This is a genomic window from Citrobacter sp. MGH105, from assembly GCF_001037485.2.
GTDB classification, from domain to species: domain Bacteria; phylum Pseudomonadota; class Gammaproteobacteria; order Enterobacterales; family Enterobacteriaceae; genus Citrobacter; species Citrobacter portucalensis.
Genome location: NZ_CP073048.1, coordinates 3,072,505 through 3,094,668, shown reverse-complemented (window position 1 = coordinate 3,094,668; position 22,164 = coordinate 3,072,505). Strand labels below are relative to the sequence as shown.

The window sequence follows — 22,164 nt, the reverse complement described above, 5'->3', positions numbered from 1 at the left end:
TGAATAGTTTAACGCTGATTATGTGGATTGAAAGCAGCGCTATGAAATTAAATAACTTTTCTCATGCTCCCCTGCCCGTGGGGGCGCCCTGGGGGCAGTGCCGTTGGCATCTGATTGTTCAGCATGTTGACCTGATCCTGGTTCATGTCGCCAATCCACTTGGAGTAAACCTCGTACACCATGCGCGCATCTTCATGTCCCATCTGACTCGCTATGAATGACGGGTTCGCTCCGGCCATCAACGTCCAGCATGCGTAGGTATGCCGTGACTGATAAGGATTCCTTTCGCGGATATTGGCAAGTTTAGTGCCTCGCTTCCAGCCATAGGCAATCGAGTTCTTGGAGAAGTAACTGCCTTTTTTTGACGAATATGCTGTTGGTGAAAAAACGAAGCGAAGAGATTGCTGCTCAGTTTTTCCGATCTCCCGATGGTGAAATCGAATTTCTTGCTTCGGATTAGCGCCGGTGACTTCGTATTGTTCCTTCAGTGCATCCAGAGCAGGTTTAAGCAACGTTATCGTCCTTATTCCGGCATCTGTCTTAGGGGGTACAAATACTCGCTTATTCGTCAAACTTCTGGATACGTGGATTTCACCTTTTACCAAATCAATGTCTTCCCATGCCAGGGCGCATATCTCGCCCGGTCTCATCCCCGTATGAACGGCAACAATGATGATTAATGCCTGGCTACGGGGAAGGGCGGCTATCAGAGCCTGGTACTCATGAAGTAAAAGTGGGTCGGGATCATTTTTAGATAACTTGAGTCGCGACACTCCTTCATAAGGAGCATGCAATATAAACTGGCTTCGGTTTGCGAGCTTAAGCATTTCTGATAAAACTGCCATCTGTTTATTGACTGTTGAGGGCGCGCGGCCCTGCCTGGCCAGATTCGGCATTGCCGGGTTAATAATTGTCCCGGTCAATAACTCCTTTCGGTAATGCAAAATATCGGCATGCTCAATATCTACCAGACGGGTATTTTCTCCGATTACACGCAGTAACGTATTTACGACCGAAGTAAGCGATAGCAGGGTTGCACCAGATACCTCTAAGGCTTTGGTGTCTGTAAAAAAATCACTCAGTTCTTTAAAGGTGGTGATTTTTTTGGTTGTGATGAACTTCTTAAGCGCTTTAGATTCCGGGAAACGTTCCGCATAGTCGAACTTACCGAGCTGTATTTCACTTGTTATGAGCGCGCGAAGATTTCCAGCTTTTTTGATGTTGCTTCTATTCACCGTCCAGCCCCGAAGGACTTCGCGGCAACGTTTGCCGCGATAGGTAAATGTGATCCGTATTTTTCCATTATGCAGCTCAACGCCGGTTGGAAAGTCCATCATGCTTCCTGTACTAATTGGTTAATCTTTGGATAGTTGTACCAAAGCAGACCTTTAGAATTGTCAGTTTCCCCGAGAGCTGTCAGATGTTTGAAATGCACGCCTTCGATCCACAAATTCAACCGATAACTTTTAATTTGTCTTTCCGACAAGCCGGTCTTTTCTGTTAGTCGCGCTTCAACCATCCACTCTTCGCTGAAAATGAGTTGCGACATACATAACTCCGATGCCGCCAGCCACAACAGTACATGCTGCAACTGGCGAATATTGATAATCAAAAATCAGTAGTTGGTTTTGCCTTTCGTTTTTGGCACTGTTTTTTCTTGGGTTTCATGCTCGGCTGTATAGCGCACTGACGAACTGGTAGCCGCGTGAAAACATGTTCACTTATGCGCCTGCGTTCTCCCATTCGCCATAAATGCCAGGACGTCCAGTCACATCCATCATCACAGATGTGCAGAGAACGGATCAGGGCTTTATCGCCGGTTAAATTCTCTGTCACTGTTCCGCCTCCGCACTTATAACCCCTGCGGCCAACGCTGCGGCCATGTGCGGCAATTCGTCAAAATCGCCGCGGTATGCCGGGTTTGCACACATCCCTTGCAGCGCTGCGAGCGTCAGTTGCTGGCGATAGGTGAGGGTGGTAAACGGTTCGCCATTTGTGAAATTGCTACCCGGTGCGGAAACAGTCAGTTCTGGTTCTTTCTTCGGTTTGGCGGTGACAGCTGGTGGATCCATCACTATGGGTTTTGGTGGCTCTGGTCGGCGATATTCTACTATCGCATCGAGGGCGATCTTCTGACGCGAGGCAGCATCATCAGACCAGCTATCAAGAATTGTCGTTGCGACATCGTGAACTTCTTCGTCGCTGAAATTGGGCGACAGACAAAATTCAGTGGTGGCAATATCGATGATCAGCAGAGGAAGAATGTCAGCGATAATATGACCGGTACATGCCACAACGCCTTCCGCTTCTTCCTTGCCCATAATGTCAGTACGTCCCGAAAGCAGGTCGTTCAGCGCGTGGGCTATCTCAATTTCATGATCATCCAGAAGTGGGCGATCGTCTTCCTGTTCGGTAACTTCCGTTTTTTCACTCTCATTTGAGGCGCTATTGGCAAATGCTGCATCCAGCTCCCTGTCGAGTTCTGCAGCGTGAGCCGGGCAGACTGCTGGTGGTAAATTTTCGTCCTGTAACGTCTGTTCGGTTTTACTATCAGATTTTGCTCCATCATTTTTTTGTGGCAGCGGGGCAGACGTACGGCCGCAGGCAATATCAATGACCAGTTGTGGTGGATTAACGCAGTCAAAACCCGCAATGCAGCTATCGATGTATTGGCGAAGTTCGCCAGGGTAAATATGAAGTTTTTCATCAGCGGTTTTGATGATGGCCACGATGGCCGCCGGGTGATAATCATGAATACCCGGTGTACGTGAAAATGGCGCACACCAGTCATCAATCTCTACATCTTTACTGCACAGCATGGTATTGATCCGCATTTCAATGCCAACAGGAGGGGTGCACACGTCGAAATCCATGGATCGGGATAATTTTCCCATGGCTGTGCGATAGCGCAGTCTGGTAGCAAGTTCGTTCATGGTCGGCTTGTCACTGCTCGTGGTGCCAGTCTGAACACACTTTACTGGCTCGCGTTTATCGGGCGGGGTATCAGCCCATTGGGTAAACAGGTTTTTATAGTCTGGCCATTTAGCATTGTCGCGCGCCTTCTGACGCACCCAGGCCAGGCATTCGGTCTGTTTTTCAGGAAGCATGGCAAGAATGCGGGGTTCTTTGGCAAGACCCTCTGCCTGTTCGCGTAAAGGGCTAAATTCATCATCATTCAGCATGTCGATTAACTGGCCATACTGAGAAGGTGTGATTTCCTCAATGGCACCAAACACCGCAAGGCAGTATGCGCGGGCCAGCACATCCAGCTCTTTCACCGGTTTCATTTTTTCTTCTGTCGCGTCAGCATTAAGTTGTTCATTTCCGCCAGCAAGCTCTGGCTCAACTATGATGCGCTCTGGTTCGCCTTTCTCAGCATTCCAGACAATTTCACCAGTGAAAAGGTCGGTATAGAACTGCCCTTCAACAGTGCAGAACATTCCTTCCTCTACTTCCCATACCTTGGGAGCAAAATAATCATCAGCATAATCTGGCGCGAACTGTATAAAATCCGCATGCAGTAATGTTTTTGCTATTGTTTTATTCTTGGCTTGTTTAAAAGCAACATAAACCGGAAGCGTACTATCTTTTTCAAGTGCGCTTTTTTTCGGTTCGAATCTCCCGCCAAAGTTTTTTAATCCAATTGTCATAATAACCTCAATAATATTTATGTGAATGGCGTGCATTGCTTCTGCTTAAATTACAGCGCCGTGGTTCATGAATTTGTTTGTAGGAGATAGCATGCTCAAGGCTACAGAAATAAGCCGTGACTACTCTCTTATTCATTCTTTTTGTTGATTTATACATGGAGTCAACAGAACTCCATTTTTTGCAATACGGACAGCACTCAAGTGTCACTTACCCTCCTTGCATGGCTGACTATGACAGGGCCATCATTGATGGATGTAGTAAGACCTGCCATTTAAGGCATAAATAAAAACTCTCTTAATTGCTTGAGGTTATCGAAGGGGGTAAATAAAAGGTCAGCGTAGAAACTCGCTAATATTAACCCTCTGATCGTTAACTATTTTGGTCATTACTTTAATGAAGCACATATCCAGTACCGCTTCATTTTTGTATTTCTGAACTCCAGTTATATCAGCCACAGCCTTTTTATATTCAGCTTCAGCTGTACGTTGGGCAATATCTTCGCTGGTAAATTTAACCATTGGCACGCACCATCCTGAGTAAAGATTCTGTGTGATCGAGAGCTTCCTTCTGTTGTTCGTACAGTGCCTCGAGTTCAGCTGTAAGGCGGTCGCGAAAAGCAGGAACGCTTAACTGGTAAATAAAATTATTAACTGAGCTTTCCACATCAGGATCCCCGTCCGGTATAACTGGCTGTGAATTTTTCATAAACCCTCCGGTAAAAAAGGTGCCCATCGTGGAAGATGGGCAAAGACCACGCGGCACATACAGCAATTAATCACATCTGCAAGCGCACTCCGCCTGTTTCACACCTGTCACCCATAACTGGTAAGTGAAGGAGTGCGCTTGCATGTTGTTCCCTGAAAAAGCTGGCGGTGACCGGATACAAACGGGAAAACACCGGGCCGCCAGAACAGGGTTCTACTTCTTATTGCTTTGGCCTGCTTTTAACCACATCAGGCGCGGTGGATCCTGCTATTCCCCAACAACAAGGATTCAGTTAATCTGGATATCCCCAACAATAAGCAGAGTATTCAAAGTGATTGCGGAACTATCGGCGGCTATGTCCGCTATAAAGGAGACTGCAGGTCTCGCTAAAGTTATCAATGACGCGAAAACGGATGCTGAAGTAAAAGCTGCAACTATTGAACTGCAGAGCAAATTAATTACGCTTCAGGCGGAGTGCTTCGCTCTTGGCGATGTGATCCGCCTTCGTGATGAAGATGCAGTACTTCTCAAAGCAAAAATTGCAGAGTTTGAAGATTTTAAAAGCCAAACTGAAGGTTATGCCCTTAAAAAGCTTGATTCTGGTTCGCTTGTTTACTCCAAGCAGCAGCTCGTGGGTGAAGCGGAAATAACAGTGCATCTTTGCCCACATTGTTTTATTAAAAAGCAAGTATCTATGCTTCAGCCTCAGGTTGTGGGGTTGTATGATGTCTTTCAAAAAAGTCATTGTCCCTCCTGTAAAAACGTTTTTGATACAGATAGATCGCCACCAATTAATTGGTGATGTTAGGGATATCCAGATTGTTAAAGAGCTAAGCGTCCAGTAGGGCGCTTTTTTTGTTTCTGGCCCTGTATCGCCAGGGTAAGCGGAACATTTTGATTCTGAGTAATCACTGCGTGTGGTTACTTGATGGGATTTAGATTAGATATGTCTAACGGAATAGGCAAGATATTTTGTTAGGTAAAACTAACAAAATGAGCGAATTTAAATTAACTTACTGATAAATAGTAAATTATTTTTTGGTTTGGCGTTGTCTGGCTTGGAGAAGCTCTTCGAACAATTTATTAAAGTTCTGCACTCTCGCTCGCATTTCCTGAAGCTGGGCTTCTTGCTCTGATTCAGGCAAAGAATCAAAGAGATCTATCAACTCTCGATGCTTGTCAGTCAACTGAGTGGTGGATGGTAATTCATTGGCAGGGACAGGATTTTGCTGTTCATCTCCAAACAACAGCCAAGTCGGTGTACATGATAGGGCTTTTGCGAGCGAAAACAGACGAGTGCCGACAGGTTGCGTTTCATCACGCTCCCATTGCGAAATGGTCACGTGCGCAACACCAGCAAGTTTGGCTGCCTCACGCTGAGTCAGCTTGAGCTCTTTACGTCTGGCAAGAGCTCTTTGTCCAAGGCTGTTTAAATTTTTCATAGTTAGACAATTCTAAATTTTATTGACTTAGATATCCCGCGCAAGCTAGTGTTAGATATACCTAACAAAATGGAGGTCACATGCTCACATGTGAAGCACTTGCTTTTTTTGACACCAAAACAAAACTCGCGAAAGCCGCCGGTGTTGAACTTCAGTCTCTTTACAAATGGGGAACTCTTGTTCCCGAAGGTCGGGCCCGCCGCCTGGAGGAAGCCTCGGGTGGCGTACTCATCTACGACAAAGACGTTTATGACCGTTACCGCCAGGCCAAACGCCTTGGAAAACAGAATACCTGCACAACCAAGAAGGAATCTGATTGATGAAAATCAACGAGATTAAATTGCTGGCTATCGAGCTGGAAGAGTGGGCGATGAAGGATGGCAGGAAAGGGGGCTGGAAAAAGATAGTCCCGCTGATTACAGCGCATCACTACGGTGATTTGCTGGACAGCCTAGCGGATATCGTTGACCCGTCAGAGTATGCGCGATGCCTGCATAACAACACGCAGATCATCCAACGGGCATTTCGAAATGACACGCCGAATTATCGTGGTCAGGCAGCTGCGCTGGCGCCAGCAATCAGAGCTGCGATGGATGCAGAACTGGCTGGTCAGCATGACTTACATAACCTGGTGGCCATTGCGAACCGCGAGTGCATCGAGGCGACCAGCGCGGTGCTGACTGGTAAGCCAATGCAGATAATCCGCAAAGAAACGGCAGAGGCAATTCAGGCGCTGGCAGATCTCATTCCCGGCGTCAGCATCCAGTTTAACCAAATTGGTCCCCGCGCGGTGTAACAGGAGGCTCCCATGCTTGCCCAGGAATTAGTAGACCGCATGAAAAATGCGATGAAGCACAAAGTACTGGCGGAAACAGTCGATCGCAGAGCTGAACTGATTCCGGGGATGAAATACCGCAACGAACGCGGACGCATGGTGACGGTAATGAGAGTTTCTCATCTTCGGGTTATGTACCGATATGAAGGTTATCAGGACATCTGCGAGACAGGCCGGAGAGAGTTTGAACTCAAGTTCAGGAAGGTGCAGTCATGACAGAGCGCACAGCAGGTACGGAGTTTTGTGTGAGTAGAATTTTTGAGATTGTCCAGTCGATGTCCGGTCAGGGGAACAGCATCACGATCCCTTGTCCCTACCTGGATTTTTTCGCGGGTGACCGCCAGCAGCATTTACTCGCGGCGATCCTGAATCAACTGGTGTTCTGGTCAGGTAAATCCCACCTCGAAAATGGCTGGTTTTACAAAGAGCATGCGGTAATTGCTGCGGAAGTTCGAGCCTCCAGCGAGGACGTGATTCGCAAGGCAATGAGCAAAATAATCAGCCAGTATTTGCCCGGTGTTATTGAAGAGAAGAAACGCAAGGTAAACGGTACGCCGAAGATGCATTATCGCATCAACGAAGAGGCATTAATTGCCCTTATATTCCCGCCAGCTCTGGAATCGGCTTTTAAGCCGAATGGAAACGGCTCTCAAGCCGAACCCAAACGGCTCTTAAGCCGAATGGAAACGGCTCATAAGCCGAATCCTGGAAACGGCTCTCAAGCCGAATCTATTCTCTATACAGATCTTAAAACAGATAAATACATACAGATCTCTTCTTGTCCGGGAACTGCGTCCCCGGAAGCCGATTTATCCACAGGCGAAGAAAAAAAATCATCCTCTGAACTGCAAAGGGGCAAATGGGGCACACCAGAAGATCACCAGTGCGCTGAGTGGATTTTTTCCCGCATCAAAAAACTCTACGAGAAGGCCGCCGAGACAGACGGCGAACTGTCACGCCCAAAAGACCCTAACTGGAATGTCTGGGCAAACGAAATACGCCTGATGCGCTGCATAGACGGGCGCACACATCGCCAGATTTGCGATTTATTCAAACGCGTACAACGCGATCCGTTCTGGTGTCGCAACATCCTGAGCCCTTCAAAGCTACGGGAAAAGTGGGATGAATTAATTATCCGCCTTGGTGGTAGCACACAACAACGGGATGTTAACGCCATTTCAGCCCCGGATAACACCATCCCTGAAGGTTTCAGGGGCTAAAAAATTAACTTGGAGAATTTTATGGAAACCATTTTAGACGTACTGAAAGCGATGGAAAAAGCGACTGCCCGTGAAATTGCGGCGCGCATGAAAATTGAGCCTGCGGCGGTGATCGGGATGCTGCGTGAGCATGAAGAACGTAACGAAGTTGCACAGACTAACGGGTATTGGAAAGTTGCTACTGGGAAAGTTAAATCACAGCCAAAAGCGATCAGTTCAGTCAGCAAAGCGCCAGCAACTGTATCAGTCAGCGACGTCATCGCATTACTGGCGGAACATGGGCCACAGACATCTCTGGAGCTGGCAACACTGGCAGGTATTGAGTCAAAACGTGTGGCGCCAATGCTGACTCACCACATGACAAAAGGGCGGATCATCCGCGAAAAAGTTGGCAGCAAGTTTGTTTATTCGGTGTCGGCCACTGCGTCAGTGAAAAACAAAAGCTCTGCACCACGGGAACCGGAGACATCAACTCCACCAGTACCGGAAAAATCTGTCACTGAAATTGTCGAGGAAATTCCCGCTTTCGTCAGCCGTCCTGATGATCTGCTGATCCCAACGGTACGCGGTATCTCAAGTGAAATTCGCCGCACGAAAGCGAAGCTGGCCAACCTGGAAAAACTTCGTGAAGCCGTTCGCAGCATTCGCAAACATGGCGCGCTGATGCAGGAGCTGGCGCAATGAAACAGTCTGAATTACCACGCTGCCCGACCTGTGGAAACGCGCCGGAATACGCATTTAAAAAAGACCAGTTCGGCTGGCACCGCGGCGGACTGAAATGCCCTTACAACTGCCACCGCGTACAGCAGGATTGTCCAGCTGGTAGCCGGGAGCGTGCCGAAGAACGTCTGGCGCCGCAATGGATTGAACTTGTCGAAAAAATTAACCAGGGGAAAAAATCATGAAACCAACCTACGAAGAACTGGCTTCACGGCTCGCTAACGCCGAGAGCAAGTGCAGGGAGATACAGCGCGATAAAGATTCCCTTGAAGCAGTTGCGATTGCTATGCGTGACGACATGCGGGATGCGCGTGAAAAGCTGGAAGCCGCAGAGAAGCGCATAGCAGAACTGAAAACCCAAAAAGCGGACCTGATGGAGCATGTGCTTAATGGATACGAGGCTACGACACTGACGATGACGCTACGTAAAAATGGTGTCTACTTACCTGATTATTTACGCTTCTGTGGCATTTATGGTGTGGCCCATGACGCGATAATTGACAAACTGGACCATCAGTCCTTCGTGCTGGCGCGTGTGAACAATAAGGACCTTAAACAAGATATCGAGGCAGCCCAATGACAGCACTCAACAAACAGGCGCTGCGCATGCGCAACTATCTCGATACGGCGCTTGAATCCGGGGTTAAGCTTTTGCACCTTTCGACTGATGAGCTTGAAGGCCTGCTGGGTGAACTGGAGAAAGAGAAAGGCTACGTCAGCGCATACGAAGGTGAAAAGTGGCATTACCACCAGTTAGCAGAATCTGAGGGCGAGCGTGCAAACCGCGCAGAGGTCAAGCTGGCAGCAGCAGAGAAGCGTATAGCAGAACTGGAGGCAAAGTTAGCTAATCCCGTTTTGCTGCCAAAAACAAACGGCTACTGGAATGAGCAAGAAAAAGCATATGAAGAGGCTATGACGCTCGCCAAGCGGCAGATTCGCCTGGCAGGATTCCGGTGTGAGGGGGATGAATGATGGCTAAATCAATGATGGGTTATATGGTCAGGGCGTGGAATAACGAACTCAAAGGCCGTGAGTGGAATATGGGAAACAAGAAGCGCCGGAAGGCATTTGCGCGTGAACTGGCGGCAGCGAGTCTTGAGATGGATAACGATGTGGCTGATGCGGTAGAGGCTGAGTTCCGCGTGCAGGAAGAAGTTTCTGATTGGGGGCGATAATACATGACAACTAACAACCACCCGGCGCACGGTCCTGTATCACTAGAGCGCCTGCACCAGATGCGCGAAATACTCAGCAAAGCGGCAGCTCAAAGTGATGGTGGCAATCTTGGCTACGCAATGGCTGATGCAGTGAAAGTGTTTAGTGGGGTTCTGGAGTCGATGGCCCGTGAGCAAGTACGCCGTGAACATGCAGCATGGTCACAGGCTACTTTCGGCGATGTCGGTCCAGTTGGCCCTCTGAAGCACCTTTCCAAAGAAGCGCTCGAGGCTGCTGCAGACCCATCTGATCCGTTTGAGTGGGCTGACATGCAGTTTTTGTTGTGGGATGCCCAAAGGCGCATGGGGATTTCTGACGAGTTCATTACGAGGGCCATGATTGAGAAGTTGGCGATTAACAAATCCAGACAGTGGCCTGAACCTAAAGACGGTGAGCCACGACTACACATCAAAGTGCAGCTAGTTTCGGTAGAATACGAAGATTAGAATTGAAGTAGCGATATCGAGAAAAAAATTAACCAAAATGGTTTACAAAATTATGTTGTGTGGTAAATTCATCATCATAACATTTGGTATTTAACAGGTTAGGGTATTACCAAACCTGTACACATAAGCAAACTGAGGATTGGACTATGGCACTCACTGAATTCGGTAAGGCCGTCAGAAAAGCGAGGATAGATACTGGGTACACCTTACTCACTATGGCTAAGGCTTTGGGAACAACCTCTGCATTTTTAAGTGGTTTAGAGACTGGCTCAAAAAAAATTCCTGCTAAGTGGGTATCGGCAATCAATGAGCTTTTCGCTGAGCAAGGTTATTATATTGAGGACTTAGATGTATTGGCTAACATTTCAAACGAGTCTGTACCAATTGAAGGCCTCTCAAAGCAACAACAAATGCTAGTGGCAGGATTTGCCAAATCGGAGTTTACTCATGAAGAATTAAAAAAATTCGCTGAGTTGCTCGCAGAAATTAATAAGAAATAATTATGTAGGTAATCTTTATGCATCAAATGCGTGGTACACGTGTTCGTCCTTTAGGCGAACTTGATATTAAATTAAGAGCAGTAAATGCCTGTTTTGCATTAGGTTTTACAAGCAAATATAAATATAAACGTAGACCACGCAGATTTGATATTGCGCTGGAACAGCTTTCTGAATGGAATATTGTTCTCGATCCAATGGATGATGATGAATGGTTCCAGGAGACGCTGGGATTGACTATCGGACACTGTGAGCCAGAAAATTTAACCATCAGGGTACCAAACCACATTTATGAAATGGCATGTGCAGGAGAACAGTCGGCTTTGTTCGTTATTTTTCACGAGTTAGGTCATTTGCTTCTTCAGCATAAGCCTGTTTTACACTTTGCTAATAAACAACCAGAGATAAATGAAGACTCTGAATGGCAGGCGGATTTGTTTGCAGAAACAATGCTGGATAAGCTTGGTTATCAAACAAGACAACTTTGCTTTGAGTTTTATTGAAAAAGCCCTGCGCTAACAGGGCTTCCGGGGGCGGAGTGTGCGCTAACACATTCCACAGAGTATGGAGGCAATCCAGCCACGACACTCTTCTTAGACAGCTGAAGTTTAGTGGTTCTCCTAACAAAGCGCAACCTGTGTGGATTTACAGGTATGCAGGGAAACTCAGGCTATGGCAATGGGAACCTGTAGTAAATGCGGGAAGACGTGCGAAATTATTTTTCGCTACTCCGTTTGTGTCAATGGAGTAATGCGTTATGCGAGAAAGGGGCATCCTTTCCCGATTCCTGTATGTGATTGCTCTGAACAGAGCGCTGCGTAATATTTAAGAAAACCCGCTTCGGCGGGTTTTTTCTTGCTCATTCCGCTTCAACCTTCTTAATTAATAAGTTCCGAATATTCGGAAAAACTTAGTGTATACAACGGTATGGCTTTGGCGAAAAGTGCTATTAACCACTTGAATATGAGGTTCAATAGGTATACTGTATAAATGTACAGTATATTGGTGTAGAGGGAATTATGAAGATAGAACTTACCATCAACAAATCAAAAGACCTTCCGAGCGGCGCCATACCCGCACTCGAAAAAGAGTTGCTTAAACGGCTTCAGAATCAATATGAAAATTGTTCTCTGGTTATCCGCAGAGCTAGCGGCGATAGCCTGACTGTTTTCGGTGGTGATAAGGGCGATAAAACGAAGGTGGAGGAAATCCTGCAGGAAACATGGGAAAGCGCCGACGACTGGTTTTTCAACTGATCGCCCCTTATTGGCGGTCTATGCCACCATTTATTACACCTGATTGCTAACTTTTTCGTTGTGCGCCGCGCTACTGCTAAGAAGCAATTTCCGTTGGCTTAACGGTGTGGATATCACCGCAAGGGGCATCTCATGCAAATTCCGGATGATTTAATTCCCGGACTGCCGGAGCATACTGGCCCGGTTCTGATTTATATCGTAAAGGGCAGGGCAGAAAGGGGATTCGCGCTGCGCAAAGATGAATTTGTTACGTCGTTGCGGGCGCTGGATGAAGCAAGAAAGAAAGCTGGTCTTCCTGTTTCAGATGCCTGATAAGTTGGGTTATACTCAAACACGGGTCTGAACAGCCCACTGAGTAACACTGCGCCAACCGGAAAATAGCGATGGCGTATAAAGCTGAAATATCCCAATCACACCGTTTCTTCGTGAGCGGTGTCTTTGTTCGTGCTGGTGGCGCAGCATGAGCAGATCAAAAAATAAATCTGAAAAACTCCACCTTTCCCGAGTAGCCGGGCTGGGCTGTATTGTCTGCAAAAACCTGAAGCAGGGTGAAACTCCAGCAGAAATACATCACATCCGAACTGGTCAGGGAGTTGGCCAGCGCGCTGACAATTTCGAAGTTATTCCTCTTTGCCCAATCCATCACCGCCAGGGCGGATACGGCATAGCCATTCATGCTGGCCGCCAATCCTGGGAAAACAATTTCGGTACTGAAACAGAGTTGCTGGTGCAGGTTCTCTACGAACTGGGGGAATCAGCGTGAGTATTACTTATGGTTCAGTATGTAGTGGAATTGAGGCAGCAAGTATAGCGTGGGAGGTTTTGGGCTGGCGACCGTCATGGTTCTCTCAGTTCGATCCTGAACACAATTATAAAAACGGTCCAGATTTCCCATCTGCTGTTCTGGCGTATCGCTGGCCGCACGTAACAAACCTCGGTGATATGACAAAAATCGCCGCAGCAATACGGCGCGGAGAAATCCAGGCACCAGATGTTCTGGTAGGTGGCACACCGTGCCAGGCATTCAGCATCGCTGGTCTGCGTATTGGTCTGACTGATTCCCGCGGTCAATTAACTCTCGCCTTTGTTGAACTGGTAAACGCAATAGATGAAAAACGAAGAGAACAGGGAAAACCTCCCGTCATTGTCGTCTGGGAAAACGTACCCGGAGTATTCAGCAGCAGAGATAACGCTTTCGGATGTTTTCTTGCAGGGCTTGCCGGTGAAAGCTGTGAACTGGAATCACCAGGGAAAAAATGGACAAACGCTGGTTATGTGCTGGGACCAGAAAGGGCTATCTGCTGGCGAGTGCTCGACGCTCAATTTTTCGGAGTGGCCCAACGACGCCGCCGTGTGTTTGTTATCGCAAGCGCTCGAGGGGATATCGATCCCGCAAAAATACTTTTTGAGTCCGAAGGCATGCGCCGGGATACTCCGCCGCGCCGAAAAGCGGGGAAGGGCATTACCGCAAATACTGGGCGTCGCATTGCTAACGGTAGCCACTGGGATGGGGAATATAATCCACATCCAACCCTCAACCAGTCACACAACATCGGAGGCATAGGTCAAAGCAACCAGGAATTATTCAGCCAGCGCGGAGGTGGAATCGTTGGTGTCTTTCGCATGCGGGCATTTGGTGATTATGTTAATGATGAAACCGCATCCACTGTTAAAGCGCGCGACCATAAAGATGCAACCGATCTCACTGTGACTTATTCAGACGTCAGTAGAACGTTGCTTGCCAAATCAAATGACAGCATGGCTGAAGATTTGGATACCTATGCCATTCACGGCACACAAGACCCAGACACAAACATTAATTTTGCTCATACGCTGGGACGAAATCACGGGCAGGAAAATGCAGTTGCTTATGCCTTCAAGGCTGGTCAAGGCGCAAAAGCGGGTGGCATTGGCTGGGCAGAAGAACAATCCCCAACTCTGACCGCCGCCAGTAGCGGATCGAATTTATCCCCTTCAGTAATGAAAGACATGGCCGTTCGTCGCCTGACACCAGTTGAGTGCGAGCGTCTGCAAGGCTTCCCCGATAACCACACTTTAATCCCCCGTGATAAGCGTAAGCAGATCACTGCTGATGAATATGCTTACGTGCGCCATCACAACCCAAAAATAACTGCAGAAGAAGCCTACCGACTGGCGAAAGATGGTCCGCGCTACAAAGCGATCGGCAACAGTATGGCTGTACCGGTTATGCGCTGGATCGGTAAAAGAATCAAGGAGGCTCTTGATGCCTGAATATCCAATTACACCCGTCGGTAAGCCCAGAATGACGCGCGCTGACAAATGGAAAAAGCGCCCCGAGGTTCTGCGTTACCGGGCTTTCTGTGATGAAGTTCGTCTGCAGGGTGTTGAGCTGCCGGAAAGCGGTTCGCATGTCACCTTCATTCTTCCGATGCCAGCGAGCTGGAGCAAAAAGAAACGGGCCGAACTCAACGGTAAACCACACAAGGCTAAACCTGATTTCGACAACATGATGAAAGCCCTGATGGATGCTATTTACGAAGATGACGCTCACATATGGGATGCACGGGTATCAAAATTATGGGGAGAAACCGGGAGAATAATTATTGAGGAGCTAAAAGCATGACGCCACGCCAACGCAGACTAAAACAGTCAGCATTTGAAAAAGCAGCAGCTGCGCCGCGTAAAAGCTGGCTGGGTAAATGTATTCTCCTTACGGGGATTCAGTCCGGATGGATTAAATCCTTGCTCACTACCTGGGGGGAAGGGGTGGGAGGAAAAACAGCACCACGTATGCCGCGAGGACACGCGTGCTGGAATGTGCTTAAGGGACGGAACTGGTCAGATAAGGCGTTAGAACGCTTCACCGCAGCGTTGAACCAGGCTCGTGAAGAGGGATTCCGTGGACAGCAGGCGATGAACAGGGCACATAGCATTCTCTGGCCACAGTCAACAGCCAGTGTGATTGATGAAGCTTTGCATAATGATGATGTCGATTTTGTTGAACAATGCGTACTGCAGGCACTGGATATAAACGATCCGGTTTATGTCGTTGGTCTTCAGTATTACACCACCCGAAAAAAAATCTCAGACATAACCCGCGAACTGCAGGCGATTGCGCCATGGTTAACCGACGGGGAGGCGAGAAAACGCGTGCGATGGTGCCTGGAAATATTCAGAGCAAAAACATTCCTTGCGGTTCGTAACCAGATGAGAGCCGGATTAGAGGATGGTTGGTCATACCAAAAGAGGAACTGACCGGGAGGCTGATGAGTCTGTAATTCGAAACCAAAAACCCGGTTAGTAGCCGGGATAAAAGGTTATTAGTGACGATTCTGTCTAAACCGCTCATAAATCTTAATACAGATAATAGCCACAGAGTAGAAGGGCCACAGAAAGGAGGTTATCAACGTATCAGCCAGGTCAAACTCGAGGCCGTGTACTCGATCCCCACGAACTAACAAAGCAAACATTGCGATGAAACCCGCGATATATATGGCCAAGTAGTGATAAAGGCTCATGATAATTCCATTTATTAGGTTTTGCCCTGAGTCTACGTGCGATAACCACACAATTAAAATTGGTATTACAGATCAATTTTCATTTATCGATCGTTCAAAACGATCGTTTTGCAACAAGTAGCTCATTGATTGAACGATATTTGTACAAAATGGCAGCGGGAATTAGCTATAAGTGCTTTATGACGTAAAAACGTTTGAAAACGGGCCAACAAAGTGAATAATTAATTCATGCTTGGCAGAGCTGCGCCACGATGGCAGCGACGAAAAGCGAACAATTTGAATATAACGAGAACCCCGCCAGCGCGGGGTTTTTGCTTTCCGGCGATACGACAGGGGTATTCGCGAGGTGTATTACACCAGTACCCCTGTCATATCGCCGAGCTGAAATCGTTAACTTGAAAACAAGTTCTCACAATGCTCAATGCTTTGTCGTTTCTAGCTCAGAGGAAAAATGAGAGGGGGCAACTGCTAAACGTAGACATCAATATTTTTAGTATTATTCCCTGCAACGTTCGAACTTGATTTGTCACTTACCGTAGGTAATGCTTCCGATACCATTTGGTTTTTTTCTGCTTCTTGTTTTTGTAATTGAGCAATTTTTGCGTATATAGACTCGATTTGCCTTTGAATCATCTCCATCTGCTGTTTAAGCAGTTTTGCCTCATCTTCGGAGGTTACTTCATTTATTTTTGAACCCATGGCGCTGAGTTCTTTTGTCAACTCTCCAATTTGTTTTTTCAGGTTTTGAATTTGTTGTGAAACAGAGTTGCCAGTACTTGAAGATGTTTGTTTTACTGTGCTTTGCAGTATGTCCTGACCCAAAGTGCTAACGGTCATGCTCATGGTGGTTCCTCCGGCCTTACATTTATTACCCATTATCGTCATCTTTCGAAATTACTTTATTAGCAAAGGTTAAGTTGTGGTTTCCTGCACCACAGCATTATTTGTGCCGCTCTATACTATCTGCTGAGTATCGCGGAGGAGCTTATGAAAGAGGGCTATTACTGGATTCAGCATGTTGGCATTGTACAGGTGGCGTACTACACGAATGACACTGTTGATGATCTGGAGACGGGTAAAACAATCACAGGTGTCTGGCATCTGACCAGAGGCGATGACATTTGCCATAACGGTGAAGCAGAGGTGTTAGAAGGTCCTCTCTCTCCACCATTGTAAACAACTGTACTTACTTCGAGGCTGCCGCATGGCGGCCTTTTTCATTTCAGGCTCACGGGAATCATCCGCTACGTGCTTTGTTGATAAATCCAGCCCGTGAAGCCTGACCCTTTAATCACACACAGCGCCATCCGAAGAATCGGAGGTGAGGCTATGACCAGAATGAGCGCCATTTACAGCAGACTTTCATATGGAACAGGAACCACGCTGACCGGTTGCGGTGTATCAGCGAAGGCATATGCCGAAACAGCTAAAACAGCAAAAGAGGTGTCCTGGATGTTGGCCGACAGAATTGCAGGGTTAAGCCTGAGTGACTGGGCAATTATTGTCGGTATTGCATGCACCGTTATCACCTGTGCTGTGAACTGGTATTACAGGAAAAAGGAAAGGGAGGACCGGCTTAATGGCAATGTCACCAAAGCTGAAGAATAAACTGAGCGCAGCGGTCGTTGGTCTGATTCTTGCGGGAGCCTCCGCGCCAGTTATTCTCGATCAGTTTCTGGATGAGAAAGAGGGTAATAGTCTGACGGCGTATCGCGACGGCGGAGGGCTCTGGACGATTTGCCGTGGCGCCACGATGGTTGATGGTAAGCCAGTAGTTCAGGACATGAGGCTTTCTGCTGAGAAATGTGCCCAGGTAAACGCCATAGAACGCGACAAGGCGCTGGCATGGGTTGAACGAAATATAAAAGTTCCGTTGAGTGAGCAGCAGAAGGCAGGTATCGCTTCTTTCTGTCCTTACAACATTGGTCCAGGCAAATGCTTCCCGTCAACGTTCTACCAGCGTATCAACGCCGGAGATACAAAAGGGGCATGTGAGGCGATCCGCTGGTGGATTAAAGACGGTGGCCGCGATTGTCGTCTGACCAAAGGCCAGAAGAATGGTTGCTATGGACAGGTTGAACGACGAGACCAGGAAAGTGCACTGGCGTGCTGGGGGATAGACCAGTGAGCCTGCGCTATCAGTTTATTGCCATTTCTCTGCTGGTGGCCATCGCATTCATCGCGGGTAGTGTATGGAGCGGCCGCGGCTGGGAAAAAAAGTGGGCGGAACGTGACAGCGCGGAATCATCGCGAACAGCGAACGCGCAGACCGCCGCCCGCATGATTGAGCAAGGGCGCATAATTGCCCGTGATGAGGCTGTAAAAGATGCACAAGCACAAGCCGCTAAATCTGCTGCCACTGCTGCTGGCCTGTCTGCCACTGTTAACCAGCTGCGTACCGAAGCAACAAAGCTTGCCACCCGCCTGGACGCCGCAAAGCACACCGCAGATCTTGCCACTGCCGTCAGAAGCAAAACAGCCGGAGCCGACGCCGCAGTGCTCGCCGACATGCTCGGACGCCTTGCAGAAGAAGCTCGATATTATGCTGAGCGATCTGACGAAAGCTACCGGGCAGGAATGACGTGTGAGCGCATTTACGACTCAGTGAGGCAGTCAAACAACAACAGGGTTAGAAGATGAACGCAGAAAACCTAAGTGAAGCGTATTACCTCAATAACGATATAAAAGAACTACAACTTCAGAAAAGCATACTGGAAAGTGGTGCCGGACTTGGTGTGACAATCCAGTCTACCTATCAGGATAACGCCTTTCTTGATGCCATACGCCCGCATGCAGTGGCTGAACTTGATCGCCGTATTGTGGAGAAGAAAAAAAACCTCTCCACTCTGGGTGTTACATTCTCTTAAATGAGAACAACAATAAAAGGTTATGTCTGCTTTGCCACATTCTGAGAGTATGAGTTTTATTTGGTAGTCAATCAGTTACTTTATTGGTTTGCTTTCCGATGGAAGATAGATGTTTCCACAGAAGGGGCAAATTAACGTTATATTGTTTTTTATTCTCGACAGACTGTGCTTTGACTGGCGGGAGCAATGAGGACAAGTACTTTTCACATGGCGTAAAGTACGCATCTTGATATCTTTGAGTATCGACATGTTTATTGTCCTGGTGGGCGGTTAACAACCATACTGACCTGCTCCCCGTTGATTAGTACACCCCGATGTTAGTAATGTCTTCATAAGCCACATGAGGACATCCCCATGAAGAAGCGTTTTTCCGACGAACAGATCATCAGTATTCTCCGCGAAGCCGAAGCTGGGGTACCCGCCCGTGAACTCTGCCGCAAGCATGCCATTTCCGATGCCACGTTTTACACCTGGCGTAAGAAGTATGGCGGTATGGAGGTGCCTGAAGTTAAGCGCCTGAAGTCGCTTGAGGAAGAGAACACCAGACTCAAGAAGCTGCTTGCCGAAGCCATGCTGGATAAAGAGGCGCTTCAGGTGGCTCTTGGGCGAAAGTACTGACGACAGACCAGAAGCGGGAAGCCGTGATGTTGATGTGTGATGCGACCGGTCTGTCGCAACGTCGTGCCTGCAGGCTTACAGGTTTATCCCTGTCGACCTGCCGCTATGAGGCTCACCGTCCGGCTGCTGATGCGCATTTATCAGGGCGCATCACTGAGCTGGCACTGGAGCGCAGGCGTTTTGGCTACCGTCGTATTTGGCAGTTGCTGCGCCGTGAAGGGCTTCATGTTAATCATAAGCGCGTGTACCGGCTTTATCACCTCAGTGGCCTGGGCGTAAAACGCAGAAGACGTCGTAAAGGGCTGGCAACAGAACGTCTGCCGCTGCTCCGTCCGGCGGCGCCCAATCTGACCTGGTCGATGGATTTCGTCATGGACGCACTTTCCACCGGTCGCAGGATCAAGTGTCTTACCTGCGTCGATGATTTCACAAAGGAATGCCTGACGGTCACTGTTGCCTTTGGGATTTCAGGCGTTCAGGTCACGCGTATTCTGGACAGCATTGCACTGTTTCGAGGCTATCCGGCGACGATAAGAACTGACCAGGGGCCGGAGTTCACTTGCCGTGCACTGGATCAATGGGCCTTTGAGCATGGTGTTGAGTTGCGCTTAATCCAGCCGGGCAAGCCAACGCAGAACGGATTTATTGAGAGCTTTAACGGACGATTTCGCGATGAATGTTTGAATGAGCACTGGTTCAGCGATATCGTTCATGCCAGGAAAATTATTAATGACTGGCGGCAGGATTATAACGAATGCCGCCCGCACTCCACGCTGAATTATCAGACACCGTCTGAATTTGCAGCGGGCTGGAGAAAGGGTCATTCTGAGAATGAAGATTCCGACGTTACTAACTGAGTGTTGTATCTAATCGTGGGGGCAGGTCAATACACCACATGTTGGCTAATAGCTTCTTTTATAACCGTTACGATGTAGTCGTTAGCCATAATCAATCAAGCCTCGCAATAGCGGGGCTTTTTAACAACTGAGGAATGAGCATTACAGTAGTTCTTACAGCTAAGCAGATTGAAGACCTGGCTGCCTTCGCAAAAGAAGATGGCCAGCCACAATACACCATCACTACCGGAACAATCCCTGAGTACACCGGGCTGATTGCCTATTCCAAGTCGCTAGAGCATAGCGTTCTACAGCTCGATAACTAACGAATCAACAAAACTTTCCATCCGCCATGACACCACAATGCTCGTAGACATGCCAGGAAGCCTGACAGAAGAAGCTCGATACCATGCTGAACGCGCTGATGAAAACTACCGGGCAGGAATGACATGTGAGCGGATTTATGAGTCCGTAAAAATACTAACAATGAACCGTAGAGGAAAAATAATAGCTCTATAAATTAAGATGTTGACGGTTTTCGTGGATAAAATTGTGAATTTTTACTATGAAGGAAATACGACTCTTCCTTGAGTCAAAATCCCTGACAACTTAGGGTGATAGATAAAGGTCTTACGCAGCATGACATAATTTTCGATTTAAGCTATTTAAATTAATTTTTATGATCAAAACCCACTGAGATTTACTTACAAAACTAAACCTTGCTATGTTTGGTTAATCATGCGTTAATGAATGTCTGGTTTGTAACGAATTTATCTGAAGCAGTCGCTGTAATAATTTTATTCCTTGTTCCTGTTGAGATTTCCTTGTTAGCTTTTCTCTCTGATAATTTTTTTCGGACCATTCTGCCCAAGGGCTTACTCAATAAAGGTAATGTTTATGTCTAATAAAATGACTGGTTTAGTTAAATGGTTTAATCCTGAAAAAGGTTTTGGTTTTATCACTCCAAAAGATGGTAGTAAAGATGTGTTTGTTCACTTCTCTGCTATCCAGAGTAATGATTTCAAGACGCTGAATGAGAATCAGGAAGTTGAATTTAGTGTTGAACAGGGACCTAAAGGCCCCACGGCAGTTAATGTCGTGGCTGTATAAGGTAACTGTTATTACTAATAATATTCACTTCAGATGTCCGTGTTGCCACGGATCTCAGTACCGAACGTCAAACTTTGATGTTACTGAAAAAAATCCTTTCGGAGCAAAATGTATTTTTTGCAAATCAACAATGATTACATTTGATAATATTGCACTGTACATTCGTTCTGGTCAGTCTTCGTTAGAATTCAGAAAATAAATTTCAGGCTCCTTATGGAGCCTTTTTTGTATGCTGAACCGACAATCTCTGTAAGAGACATCACGGTAAAATTATGAAAAAAGTCATCGTTTTTTTTAATGCAGAACCTGCAGTTGTTGTAACCGTAATGAAAGGTATTACTACGATAATGCGTGAGTTTCCCAATGGGGAAAAAGCACACCTACCCGTGATGTCAGCGGGATTTCCATCTCTGACAGGAGACCATAAAATAGTTTATGTAGCCTCTGATCGTGATGTCAGTTCAGAAGAGATCCTCGAGGCAGCATCGAAGCTTTTGAAATGAGATCTGGTTGTTTCGTGACCGACCCGGATTTTAGTACAGTGGTTTGTGTGGTCGCGAGCTCTTTTGTATGAAGATTGTACTGCAAACTATTGATAATTGAGTCTTTCTATTCTATCTTTTAAACATATCAGCGCTTATACAAGTGCTCTACGGGGAATGTAACATGCTTGGCGTTGATACGTTAGAGATCAAGAGAGGTAAACAATGAACGTCGAAGATTTAAAAAGAAAAACTGAAGCGGATATTTCTGAATTCATCACAAAAAAAATTATTGAACTCAAAAAAAAGACAGGAAAAGAAGTTTCCGATATCCAGTTTAATGCTCGTGAAAAAATGACTGGGCTTGAAAGCTATGATATTAAAATCACATTAATCTAATTGTTATAAGATTCAGTTCGAGTGAAAAAGCATTATCTTGAAAGGTAATGCTTTTTTATTTCTGTCATAAAATTTAGAACGTTGTCAAAGCCTTCACTTCTAACCACAGATTTTCTGCTTACCTTTTAACGGGTCCTCCTTGACGATTCTGACCATCGAGGGGCAGCAGCGGCGCGGGATTTGGAGCATTTTTGATTCTTCACGCAACCATTTCAGCATTTGATGCTGATGACGGAACACTATCCCCGAATACACTGGGTTTGTTGCATTCTCTGATTCAAAAGAACACGGTGTGCTTCAACTTGGCTGAGCAGGCATTACAGCAGACATTCACTGAGTGCCTGCTGTAATGTTAAACATTAAAA

Annotated in this window: 36 protein-coding genes and 3 pseudogenes; 31 read left to right on the top strand and 8 right to left on the bottom strand. The window is 47.1% G+C overall.

Annotation, left to right across the window (positions count from 1 at the left end):
* Positions 1-47 precede the first annotated feature (47 nt).
* From SK35_RS14950 to SK35_RS14930, 5 genes are all read right to left on the bottom strand, one after another.
* The gene (locus SK35_RS14950) at positions 48-1,334 is read right to left on the bottom strand and encodes a site-specific integrase (RefSeq protein ID WP_048214416.1); all 1,287 of its coding nucleotides are present in this window, start codon (positions 1,332-1,334) and stop codon (positions 48-50) included.
* Positions 1,334-1,549 carry an excisionase family protein gene (gene xisR / locus SK35_RS14945; protein WP_003832298.1) on the bottom strand — a complete coding sequence of 72 codons (216 nt, stop codon included), beginning with the start codon at positions 1,547-1,549 and terminating at the stop codon, positions 1,334-1,336. Before xisR ends, SK35_RS14950 begins: the two co-directional genes overlap by 1 nt.
* Before the next feature lie 283 nt (positions 1,550-1,832).
* Positions 1,833-3,650 carry a hypothetical protein gene (locus SK35_RS14940; RefSeq protein ID WP_048216331.1) on the bottom strand — a complete coding sequence of 606 codons (1,818 nt, stop codon included), beginning with the start codon at positions 3,648-3,650 and terminating at the stop codon, positions 1,833-1,835.
* Positions 3,651-3,983: 333 nt separating this feature from the next.
* Complete coding sequence (locus SK35_RS14935) at positions 3,984-4,169, bottom strand: hypothetical protein (protein WP_048214415.1); 186 nt, start codon at positions 4,167-4,169, stop codon at positions 3,984-3,986.
* A complete protein-coding gene (locus tag SK35_RS14930) occupies positions 4,162-4,356 on the bottom strand; it encodes a hypothetical protein (protein ID WP_016150002.1) in 195 nt (64 codons plus the stop codon). The genes SK35_RS14935 and SK35_RS14930 overlap by 8 nt, the downstream gene beginning before the upstream one ends.
* Before the next feature lie 142 nt (positions 4,357-4,498).
* On the opposite strand from SK35_RS14930, the gene SK35_RS14925 reads away from it, so the two are divergent.
* Positions 4,499-5,158 (top strand): hypothetical protein, encoded by a 660-nt coding sequence (locus SK35_RS14925; protein ID WP_326929073.1) that lies wholly within the window; start codon positions 4,499-4,501, stop codon positions 5,156-5,158.
* A 229-nt stretch (positions 5,159-5,387) separates the two neighbouring features.
* On the opposite strand, the gene SK35_RS14920 is transcribed toward SK35_RS14925, so the two are convergent.
* Positions 5,388-5,798 (bottom strand): helix-turn-helix domain-containing protein, encoded by a 411-nt coding sequence (locus tag SK35_RS14920; RefSeq protein WP_016150004.1) that lies wholly within the window; start codon positions 5,796-5,798, stop codon positions 5,388-5,390.
* A gap of 80 nt (positions 5,799-5,878) precedes the next feature.
* On the opposite strand from SK35_RS14920, the gene SK35_RS14915 reads away from it, so the two are divergent.
* The 18 genes and pseudogenes from SK35_RS14915 to SK35_RS14830 all read left to right on the top strand — a co-directional run bounded on the left by SK35_RS14915 (position 5,879) and on the right by SK35_RS14830 (position 15,224).
* Entirely contained in the window at positions 5,879-6,118 is a 240-nt protein-coding gene (locus tag SK35_RS14915) for a Cro/CI family transcriptional regulator (RefSeq protein ID WP_016152706.1), read from the top strand.
* Positions 6,118-6,594: a toxin YdaT family protein gene (locus tag SK35_RS14910; RefSeq protein ID WP_048214414.1), complete on the top strand. Its 477-nt coding sequence runs from the start codon at positions 6,118-6,120 to the stop codon at positions 6,592-6,594. The genes SK35_RS14915 and SK35_RS14910 overlap by 1 nt, the downstream gene beginning before the upstream one ends.
* A gap of 12 nt (positions 6,595-6,606) precedes the next feature.
* Positions 6,607-6,849 (top strand): DUF4222 domain-containing protein, encoded by a 243-nt coding sequence (locus SK35_RS14905; protein ID WP_048214413.1) that lies wholly within the window; start codon positions 6,607-6,609, stop codon positions 6,847-6,849.
* Positions 6,846-7,853: a hypothetical protein gene (locus SK35_RS14900; protein WP_048214412.1), complete on the top strand. Its 1,008-nt coding sequence runs from the start codon at positions 6,846-6,848 to the stop codon at positions 7,851-7,853. Before SK35_RS14905 ends, SK35_RS14900 begins: the two co-directional genes overlap by 4 nt.
* Before the next feature lie 21 nt (positions 7,854-7,874).
* The gene (locus SK35_RS14895) at positions 7,875-8,537 is read left to right on the top strand and encodes a DUF1627 domain-containing protein (protein ID WP_048214411.1); all 663 of its coding nucleotides are present in this window, start codon (positions 7,875-7,877) and stop codon (positions 8,535-8,537) included.
* A complete protein-coding gene (locus tag SK35_RS14890) occupies positions 8,534-8,758 on the top strand; it encodes a hypothetical protein (protein WP_048214410.1) in 225 nt (74 codons plus the stop codon). The genes SK35_RS14895 and SK35_RS14890 overlap by 4 nt, the downstream gene beginning before the upstream one ends.
* Positions 8,755-9,153, top strand: a complete 399-nt coding sequence (locus tag SK35_RS27075) for a hypothetical protein (RefSeq protein ID WP_048214409.1) — start codon at positions 8,755-8,757, stop codon at positions 9,151-9,153. The genes SK35_RS14890 and SK35_RS27075 overlap by 4 nt, the downstream gene beginning before the upstream one ends.
* Complete coding sequence (locus tag SK35_RS14880; protein ID WP_053071021.1) at positions 9,150-9,545, top strand: hypothetical protein; 396 nt, start codon at positions 9,150-9,152, stop codon at positions 9,543-9,545. Before SK35_RS27075 ends, SK35_RS14880 begins: the two co-directional genes overlap by 4 nt.
* The gene (locus SK35_RS14875; protein WP_240703935.1) at positions 9,542-9,748 is read left to right on the top strand and encodes a hypothetical protein; all 207 of its coding nucleotides are present in this window, start codon (positions 9,542-9,544) and stop codon (positions 9,746-9,748) included. Before SK35_RS14880 ends, SK35_RS14875 begins: the two co-directional genes overlap by 4 nt.
* A 168-nt stretch (positions 9,749-9,916) precedes the next feature.
* Positions 9,917-10,207 (top strand): annotated as a pseudogene (locus tag SK35_RS26890) (DUF550 domain-containing protein); the annotation flags it as partial.
* A 173-nt stretch (positions 10,208-10,380) separates the two neighbouring features.
* A complete protein-coding gene (locus tag SK35_RS14865; protein WP_048214407.1) occupies positions 10,381-10,734 on the top strand; it encodes a helix-turn-helix domain-containing protein in 354 nt (117 codons plus the stop codon).
* A gap of 17 nt (positions 10,735-10,751) precedes the next feature.
* The gene (locus SK35_RS14860) at positions 10,752-11,234 is read left to right on the top strand and encodes an ImmA/IrrE family metallo-endopeptidase (RefSeq protein WP_048214406.1); all 483 of its coding nucleotides are present in this window, start codon (positions 10,752-10,754) and stop codon (positions 11,232-11,234) included.
* A gap of 516 nt (positions 11,235-11,750) precedes the next feature.
* Positions 11,751-11,987 carry a DinI family protein gene (locus tag SK35_RS14855; RefSeq protein ID WP_048214405.1) on the top strand — a complete coding sequence of 79 codons (237 nt, stop codon included), beginning with the start codon at positions 11,751-11,753 and terminating at the stop codon, positions 11,985-11,987.
* Between the two features lie 132 nt (positions 11,988-12,119).
* Positions 12,120-12,299 (top strand): hypothetical protein, encoded by a 180-nt coding sequence (locus tag SK35_RS14850; protein WP_048214404.1) that lies wholly within the window; start codon positions 12,120-12,122, stop codon positions 12,297-12,299.
* Positions 12,300-12,447: 148 nt separating this feature from the next.
* A complete protein-coding gene (locus SK35_RS14845) occupies positions 12,448-12,750 on the top strand; it encodes a Ref family recombination enhancement nuclease (protein WP_075551205.1) in 303 nt (100 codons plus the stop codon).
* A gap of 2 nt (positions 12,751-12,752) precedes the next feature.
* Positions 12,753-14,231 (top strand): annotated as a pseudogene (locus SK35_RS14840) (DNA cytosine methyltransferase); the annotation flags it as partial.
* Position 14,232: 1 nt separating this feature from the next.
* On the top strand, positions 14,233-14,592 hold the full coding sequence (locus tag SK35_RS14835; protein WP_048214402.1) for a RusA family crossover junction endodeoxyribonuclease: 360 nt from the start codon (positions 14,233-14,235) through the stop codon (positions 14,590-14,592).
* Positions 14,589-15,224, top strand: coding sequence for a hypothetical protein (locus SK35_RS14830; RefSeq protein WP_048214401.1), 636 nt, complete (start codon positions 14,589-14,591; stop codon positions 15,222-15,224). The genes SK35_RS14835 and SK35_RS14830 overlap by 4 nt, the downstream gene beginning before the upstream one ends.
* Positions 15,225-15,955: 731 nt before the next feature.
* On the opposite strand, the gene SK35_RS14825 is transcribed toward SK35_RS14830, so the two are convergent.
* On the bottom strand, positions 15,956-16,330 hold the full coding sequence (locus SK35_RS14825) for a FlxA-like family protein (RefSeq protein WP_044700589.1): 375 nt from the start codon (positions 16,328-16,330) through the stop codon (positions 15,956-15,958).
* A 144-nt stretch (positions 16,331-16,474) separates the two neighbouring features.
* Between SK35_RS14825 and SK35_RS14820 the strand changes: the two genes are divergently transcribed.
* From SK35_RS14820 to SK35_RS14800, 5 genes are all read left to right on the top strand, one after another.
* Positions 16,475-16,663, top strand: a complete 189-nt coding sequence (locus tag SK35_RS14820) for a hypothetical protein (RefSeq protein ID WP_044700587.1) — start codon at positions 16,475-16,477, stop codon at positions 16,661-16,663.
* 153 nt (positions 16,664-16,816) lie between these two features.
* On the top strand, positions 16,817-17,095 hold the full coding sequence (locus tag SK35_RS14815; RefSeq protein WP_048214400.1) for a phage holin: 279 nt from the start codon (positions 16,817-16,819) through the stop codon (positions 17,093-17,095).
* Entirely contained in the window at positions 17,067-17,615 is a 549-nt protein-coding gene (locus SK35_RS14810; RefSeq protein ID WP_046670524.1) for a lysozyme, read from the top strand. Before SK35_RS14815 ends, SK35_RS14810 begins: the two co-directional genes overlap by 29 nt.
* Positions 17,612-18,127: a DUF2514 domain-containing protein gene (locus tag SK35_RS14805; RefSeq protein ID WP_048214399.1), complete on the top strand. Its 516-nt coding sequence runs from the start codon at positions 17,612-17,614 to the stop codon at positions 18,125-18,127. The genes SK35_RS14810 and SK35_RS14805 overlap by 4 nt, the downstream gene beginning before the upstream one ends.
* A complete protein-coding gene (locus tag SK35_RS14800) occupies positions 18,124-18,354 on the top strand; it encodes a hypothetical protein (protein ID WP_000990801.1) in 231 nt (76 codons plus the stop codon). Before SK35_RS14805 ends, SK35_RS14800 begins: the two co-directional genes overlap by 4 nt.
* 75 nt (positions 18,355-18,429) lie before the next feature.
* Here SK35_RS14800 and SK35_RS14795 read toward each other — a convergent pair whose 3' ends face one another.
* The gene (locus tag SK35_RS14795) at positions 18,430-18,579 is read right to left on the bottom strand and encodes a YnfU family zinc-binding protein (protein WP_230133456.1); all 150 of its coding nucleotides are present in this window, start codon (positions 18,577-18,579) and stop codon (positions 18,430-18,432) included.
* A 129-nt stretch (positions 18,580-18,708) separates the two neighbouring features.
* On the opposite strand from SK35_RS14795, the gene SK35_RS14790 reads away from it, so the two are divergent.
* From SK35_RS14790 to SK35_RS14760, 7 genes and pseudogenes are all read left to right on the top strand, one after another.
* Positions 18,709-19,829, top strand: a protein-coding gene (locus tag SK35_RS14790) for an IS3-like element ISSen4 family transposase (RefSeq protein WP_085950818.1) whose coding sequence is annotated in 2 segments (ribosomal slippage) — positions 18,709-18,967 and positions 18,967-19,829 — 1,122 coding nt in all. Because the reading frame shifts where the segments join, the coding sequence is not laid out codon by codon here.
* A gap of 134 nt (positions 19,830-19,963) precedes the next feature.
* Complete coding sequence (locus SK35_RS14785) at positions 19,964-20,134, top strand: hypothetical protein (RefSeq protein ID WP_156174760.1); 171 nt, start codon at positions 19,964-19,966, stop codon at positions 20,132-20,134.
* Positions 20,135-20,162: 28 nt separating this feature from the next.
* Positions 20,163-20,327 (top strand): annotated as a pseudogene (locus SK35_RS14780) (DUF2514 family protein); the annotation flags it as partial.
* A gap of 378 nt (positions 20,328-20,705) precedes the next feature.
* The gene (cspG, locus tag SK35_RS14775; RefSeq protein WP_000066494.1) at positions 20,706-20,918 is read left to right on the top strand and encodes a cold shock protein CspG; all 213 of its coding nucleotides are present in this window, start codon (positions 20,706-20,708) and stop codon (positions 20,916-20,918) included.
* A gap of 10 nt (positions 20,919-20,928) precedes the next feature.
* Positions 20,929-21,117: a cold shock small protein YmcF gene (gene ymcF, locus SK35_RS14770; protein ID WP_057069020.1), complete on the top strand. Its 189-nt coding sequence runs from the start codon at positions 20,929-20,931 to the stop codon at positions 21,115-21,117.
* Between the two features lie 73 nt (positions 21,118-21,190).
* Positions 21,191-21,421, top strand: a complete 231-nt coding sequence (locus SK35_RS14765; protein WP_000756041.1) for a hypothetical protein — start codon at positions 21,191-21,193, stop codon at positions 21,419-21,421.
* 204 nt (positions 21,422-21,625) lie between these two features.
* A complete protein-coding gene (locus SK35_RS14760) occupies positions 21,626-21,799 on the top strand; it encodes a GnsA/GnsB family addiction module toxin (RefSeq protein ID WP_001100119.1) in 174 nt (57 codons plus the stop codon).
* The last annotated feature ends 365 nt before the right edge of the window (positions 21,800-22,164 follow it).

Bases quoted from the DNA above. Each gene is read 5' to 3' on its own strand.
- xisR (WP_003832298.1), bottom strand. From the start codon at position 1,549: ATGTCGCAACTCATTTTCAGCGAAGAGTGGATGGTTGAAGCGCGACTA.
- SK35_RS14810 (WP_046670524.1), top strand. From the start codon at position 17,067: ATGGCAATGTCACCAAAGCTGAAGAATAAACTGAGCGCAGCGGTCGTT.
- SK35_RS14765 (WP_000756041.1), top strand. From the start codon at position 21,191: ATGAAAAAAGTCATCGTTTTTTTTAATGCAGAACCTGCAGTTGTTGTA.
- SK35_RS14845 (WP_075551205.1), top strand. From the start codon at position 12,448: ATGAGCAGATCAAAAAATAAATCTGAAAAACTCCACCTTTCCCGAGTA.
- SK35_RS14820 (WP_044700587.1), top strand. From the start codon at position 16,475: ATGAAAGAGGGCTATTACTGGATTCAGCATGTTGGCATTGTACAGGTG.
- SK35_RS14920 (WP_016150004.1), bottom strand. From the start codon at position 5,798: ATGAAAAATTTAAACAGCCTTGGACAAAGAGCTCTTGCCAGACGTAAA.
- SK35_RS14900 (WP_048214412.1), top strand. From the start codon at position 6,846: ATGACAGAGCGCACAGCAGGTACGGAGTTTTGTGTGAGTAGAATTTTT.
- SK35_RS14825 (WP_044700589.1), bottom strand. From the start codon at position 16,330: ATGAGCATGACCGTTAGCACTTTGGGTCAGGACATACTGCAAAGCACA.
- SK35_RS14935 (WP_048214415.1), bottom strand. From the start codon at position 4,169: ATGGTTAAATTTACCAGCGAAGATATTGCCCAACGTACAGCTGAAGCT.
- SK35_RS14860 (WP_048214406.1), top strand. From the start codon at position 10,752: ATGCATCAAATGCGTGGTACACGTGTTCGTCCTTTAGGCGAACTTGAT.
- SK35_RS14800 (WP_000990801.1), top strand. From the start codon at position 18,124: ATGAACGCAGAAAACCTAAGTGAAGCGTATTACCTCAATAACGATATA.
- SK35_RS14795 (WP_230133456.1), bottom strand. From the start codon at position 18,579: ATGCGTACTTTACGCCATGTGAAAAGTACTTGTCCTCATTGCTCCCGC.
- SK35_RS14925 (WP_326929073.1), top strand. From the start codon at position 4,499: ATGTTGTTCCCTGAAAAAGCTGGCGGTGACCGGATACAAACGGGAAAA.
- SK35_RS14850 (WP_048214404.1), top strand. From the start codon at position 12,120: ATGCAAATTCCGGATGATTTAATTCCCGGACTGCCGGAGCATACTGGC.
- SK35_RS14875 (WP_240703935.1), top strand. From the start codon at position 9,542: ATGATGGCTAAATCAATGATGGGTTATATGGTCAGGGCGTGGAATAAC.
- SK35_RS14910 (WP_048214414.1), top strand. From the start codon at position 6,118: ATGAAAATCAACGAGATTAAATTGCTGGCTATCGAGCTGGAAGAGTGG.
- SK35_RS14915 (WP_016152706.1), top strand. From the start codon at position 5,879: ATGCTCACATGTGAAGCACTTGCTTTTTTTGACACCAAAACAAAACTC.
- SK35_RS14865 (WP_048214407.1), top strand. From the start codon at position 10,381: ATGGCACTCACTGAATTCGGTAAGGCCGTCAGAAAAGCGAGGATAGAT.
- SK35_RS14835 (WP_048214402.1), top strand. From the start codon at position 14,233: ATGCCTGAATATCCAATTACACCCGTCGGTAAGCCCAGAATGACGCGC.
- SK35_RS14930 (WP_016150002.1), bottom strand. From the start codon at position 4,356: ATGAAAAATTCACAGCCAGTTATACCGGACGGGGATCCTGATGTGGAA.
- SK35_RS14760 (WP_001100119.1), top strand. From the start codon at position 21,626: ATGAACGTCGAAGATTTAAAAAGAAAAACTGAAGCGGATATTTCTGAA.
- SK35_RS14905 (WP_048214413.1), top strand. From the start codon at position 6,607: ATGCTTGCCCAGGAATTAGTAGACCGCATGAAAAATGCGATGAAGCAC.
- SK35_RS14950 (WP_048214416.1), bottom strand. From the start codon at position 1,334: ATGGACTTTCCAACCGGCGTTGAGCTGCATAATGGAAAAATACGGATC.
- SK35_RS14890 (WP_048214410.1), top strand. From the start codon at position 8,534: ATGAAACAGTCTGAATTACCACGCTGCCCGACCTGTGGAAACGCGCCG.
- SK35_RS14855 (WP_048214405.1), top strand. From the start codon at position 11,751: ATGAAGATAGAACTTACCATCAACAAATCAAAAGACCTTCCGAGCGGC.
- SK35_RS14895 (WP_048214411.1), top strand. From the start codon at position 7,875: ATGGAAACCATTTTAGACGTACTGAAAGCGATGGAAAAAGCGACTGCC.
- SK35_RS27075 (WP_048214409.1), top strand. From the start codon at position 8,755: ATGAAACCAACCTACGAAGAACTGGCTTCACGGCTCGCTAACGCCGAG.
- SK35_RS14830 (WP_048214401.1), top strand. From the start codon at position 14,589: ATGACGCCACGCCAACGCAGACTAAAACAGTCAGCATTTGAAAAAGCA.
- SK35_RS14880 (WP_053071021.1), top strand. From the start codon at position 9,150: ATGACAGCACTCAACAAACAGGCGCTGCGCATGCGCAACTATCTCGAT.
- cspG (WP_000066494.1), top strand. From the start codon at position 20,706: ATGTCTAATAAAATGACTGGTTTAGTTAAATGGTTTAATCCTGAAAAA.
- SK35_RS14940 (WP_048216331.1), bottom strand. From the start codon at position 3,650: ATGACAATTGGATTAAAAAACTTTGGCGGGAGATTCGAACCGAAAAAA.
- SK35_RS14785 (WP_156174760.1), top strand. From the start codon at position 19,964: ATGAGCATTACAGTAGTTCTTACAGCTAAGCAGATTGAAGACCTGGCT.
- SK35_RS14815 (WP_048214400.1), top strand. From the start codon at position 16,817: ATGACCAGAATGAGCGCCATTTACAGCAGACTTTCATATGGAACAGGA.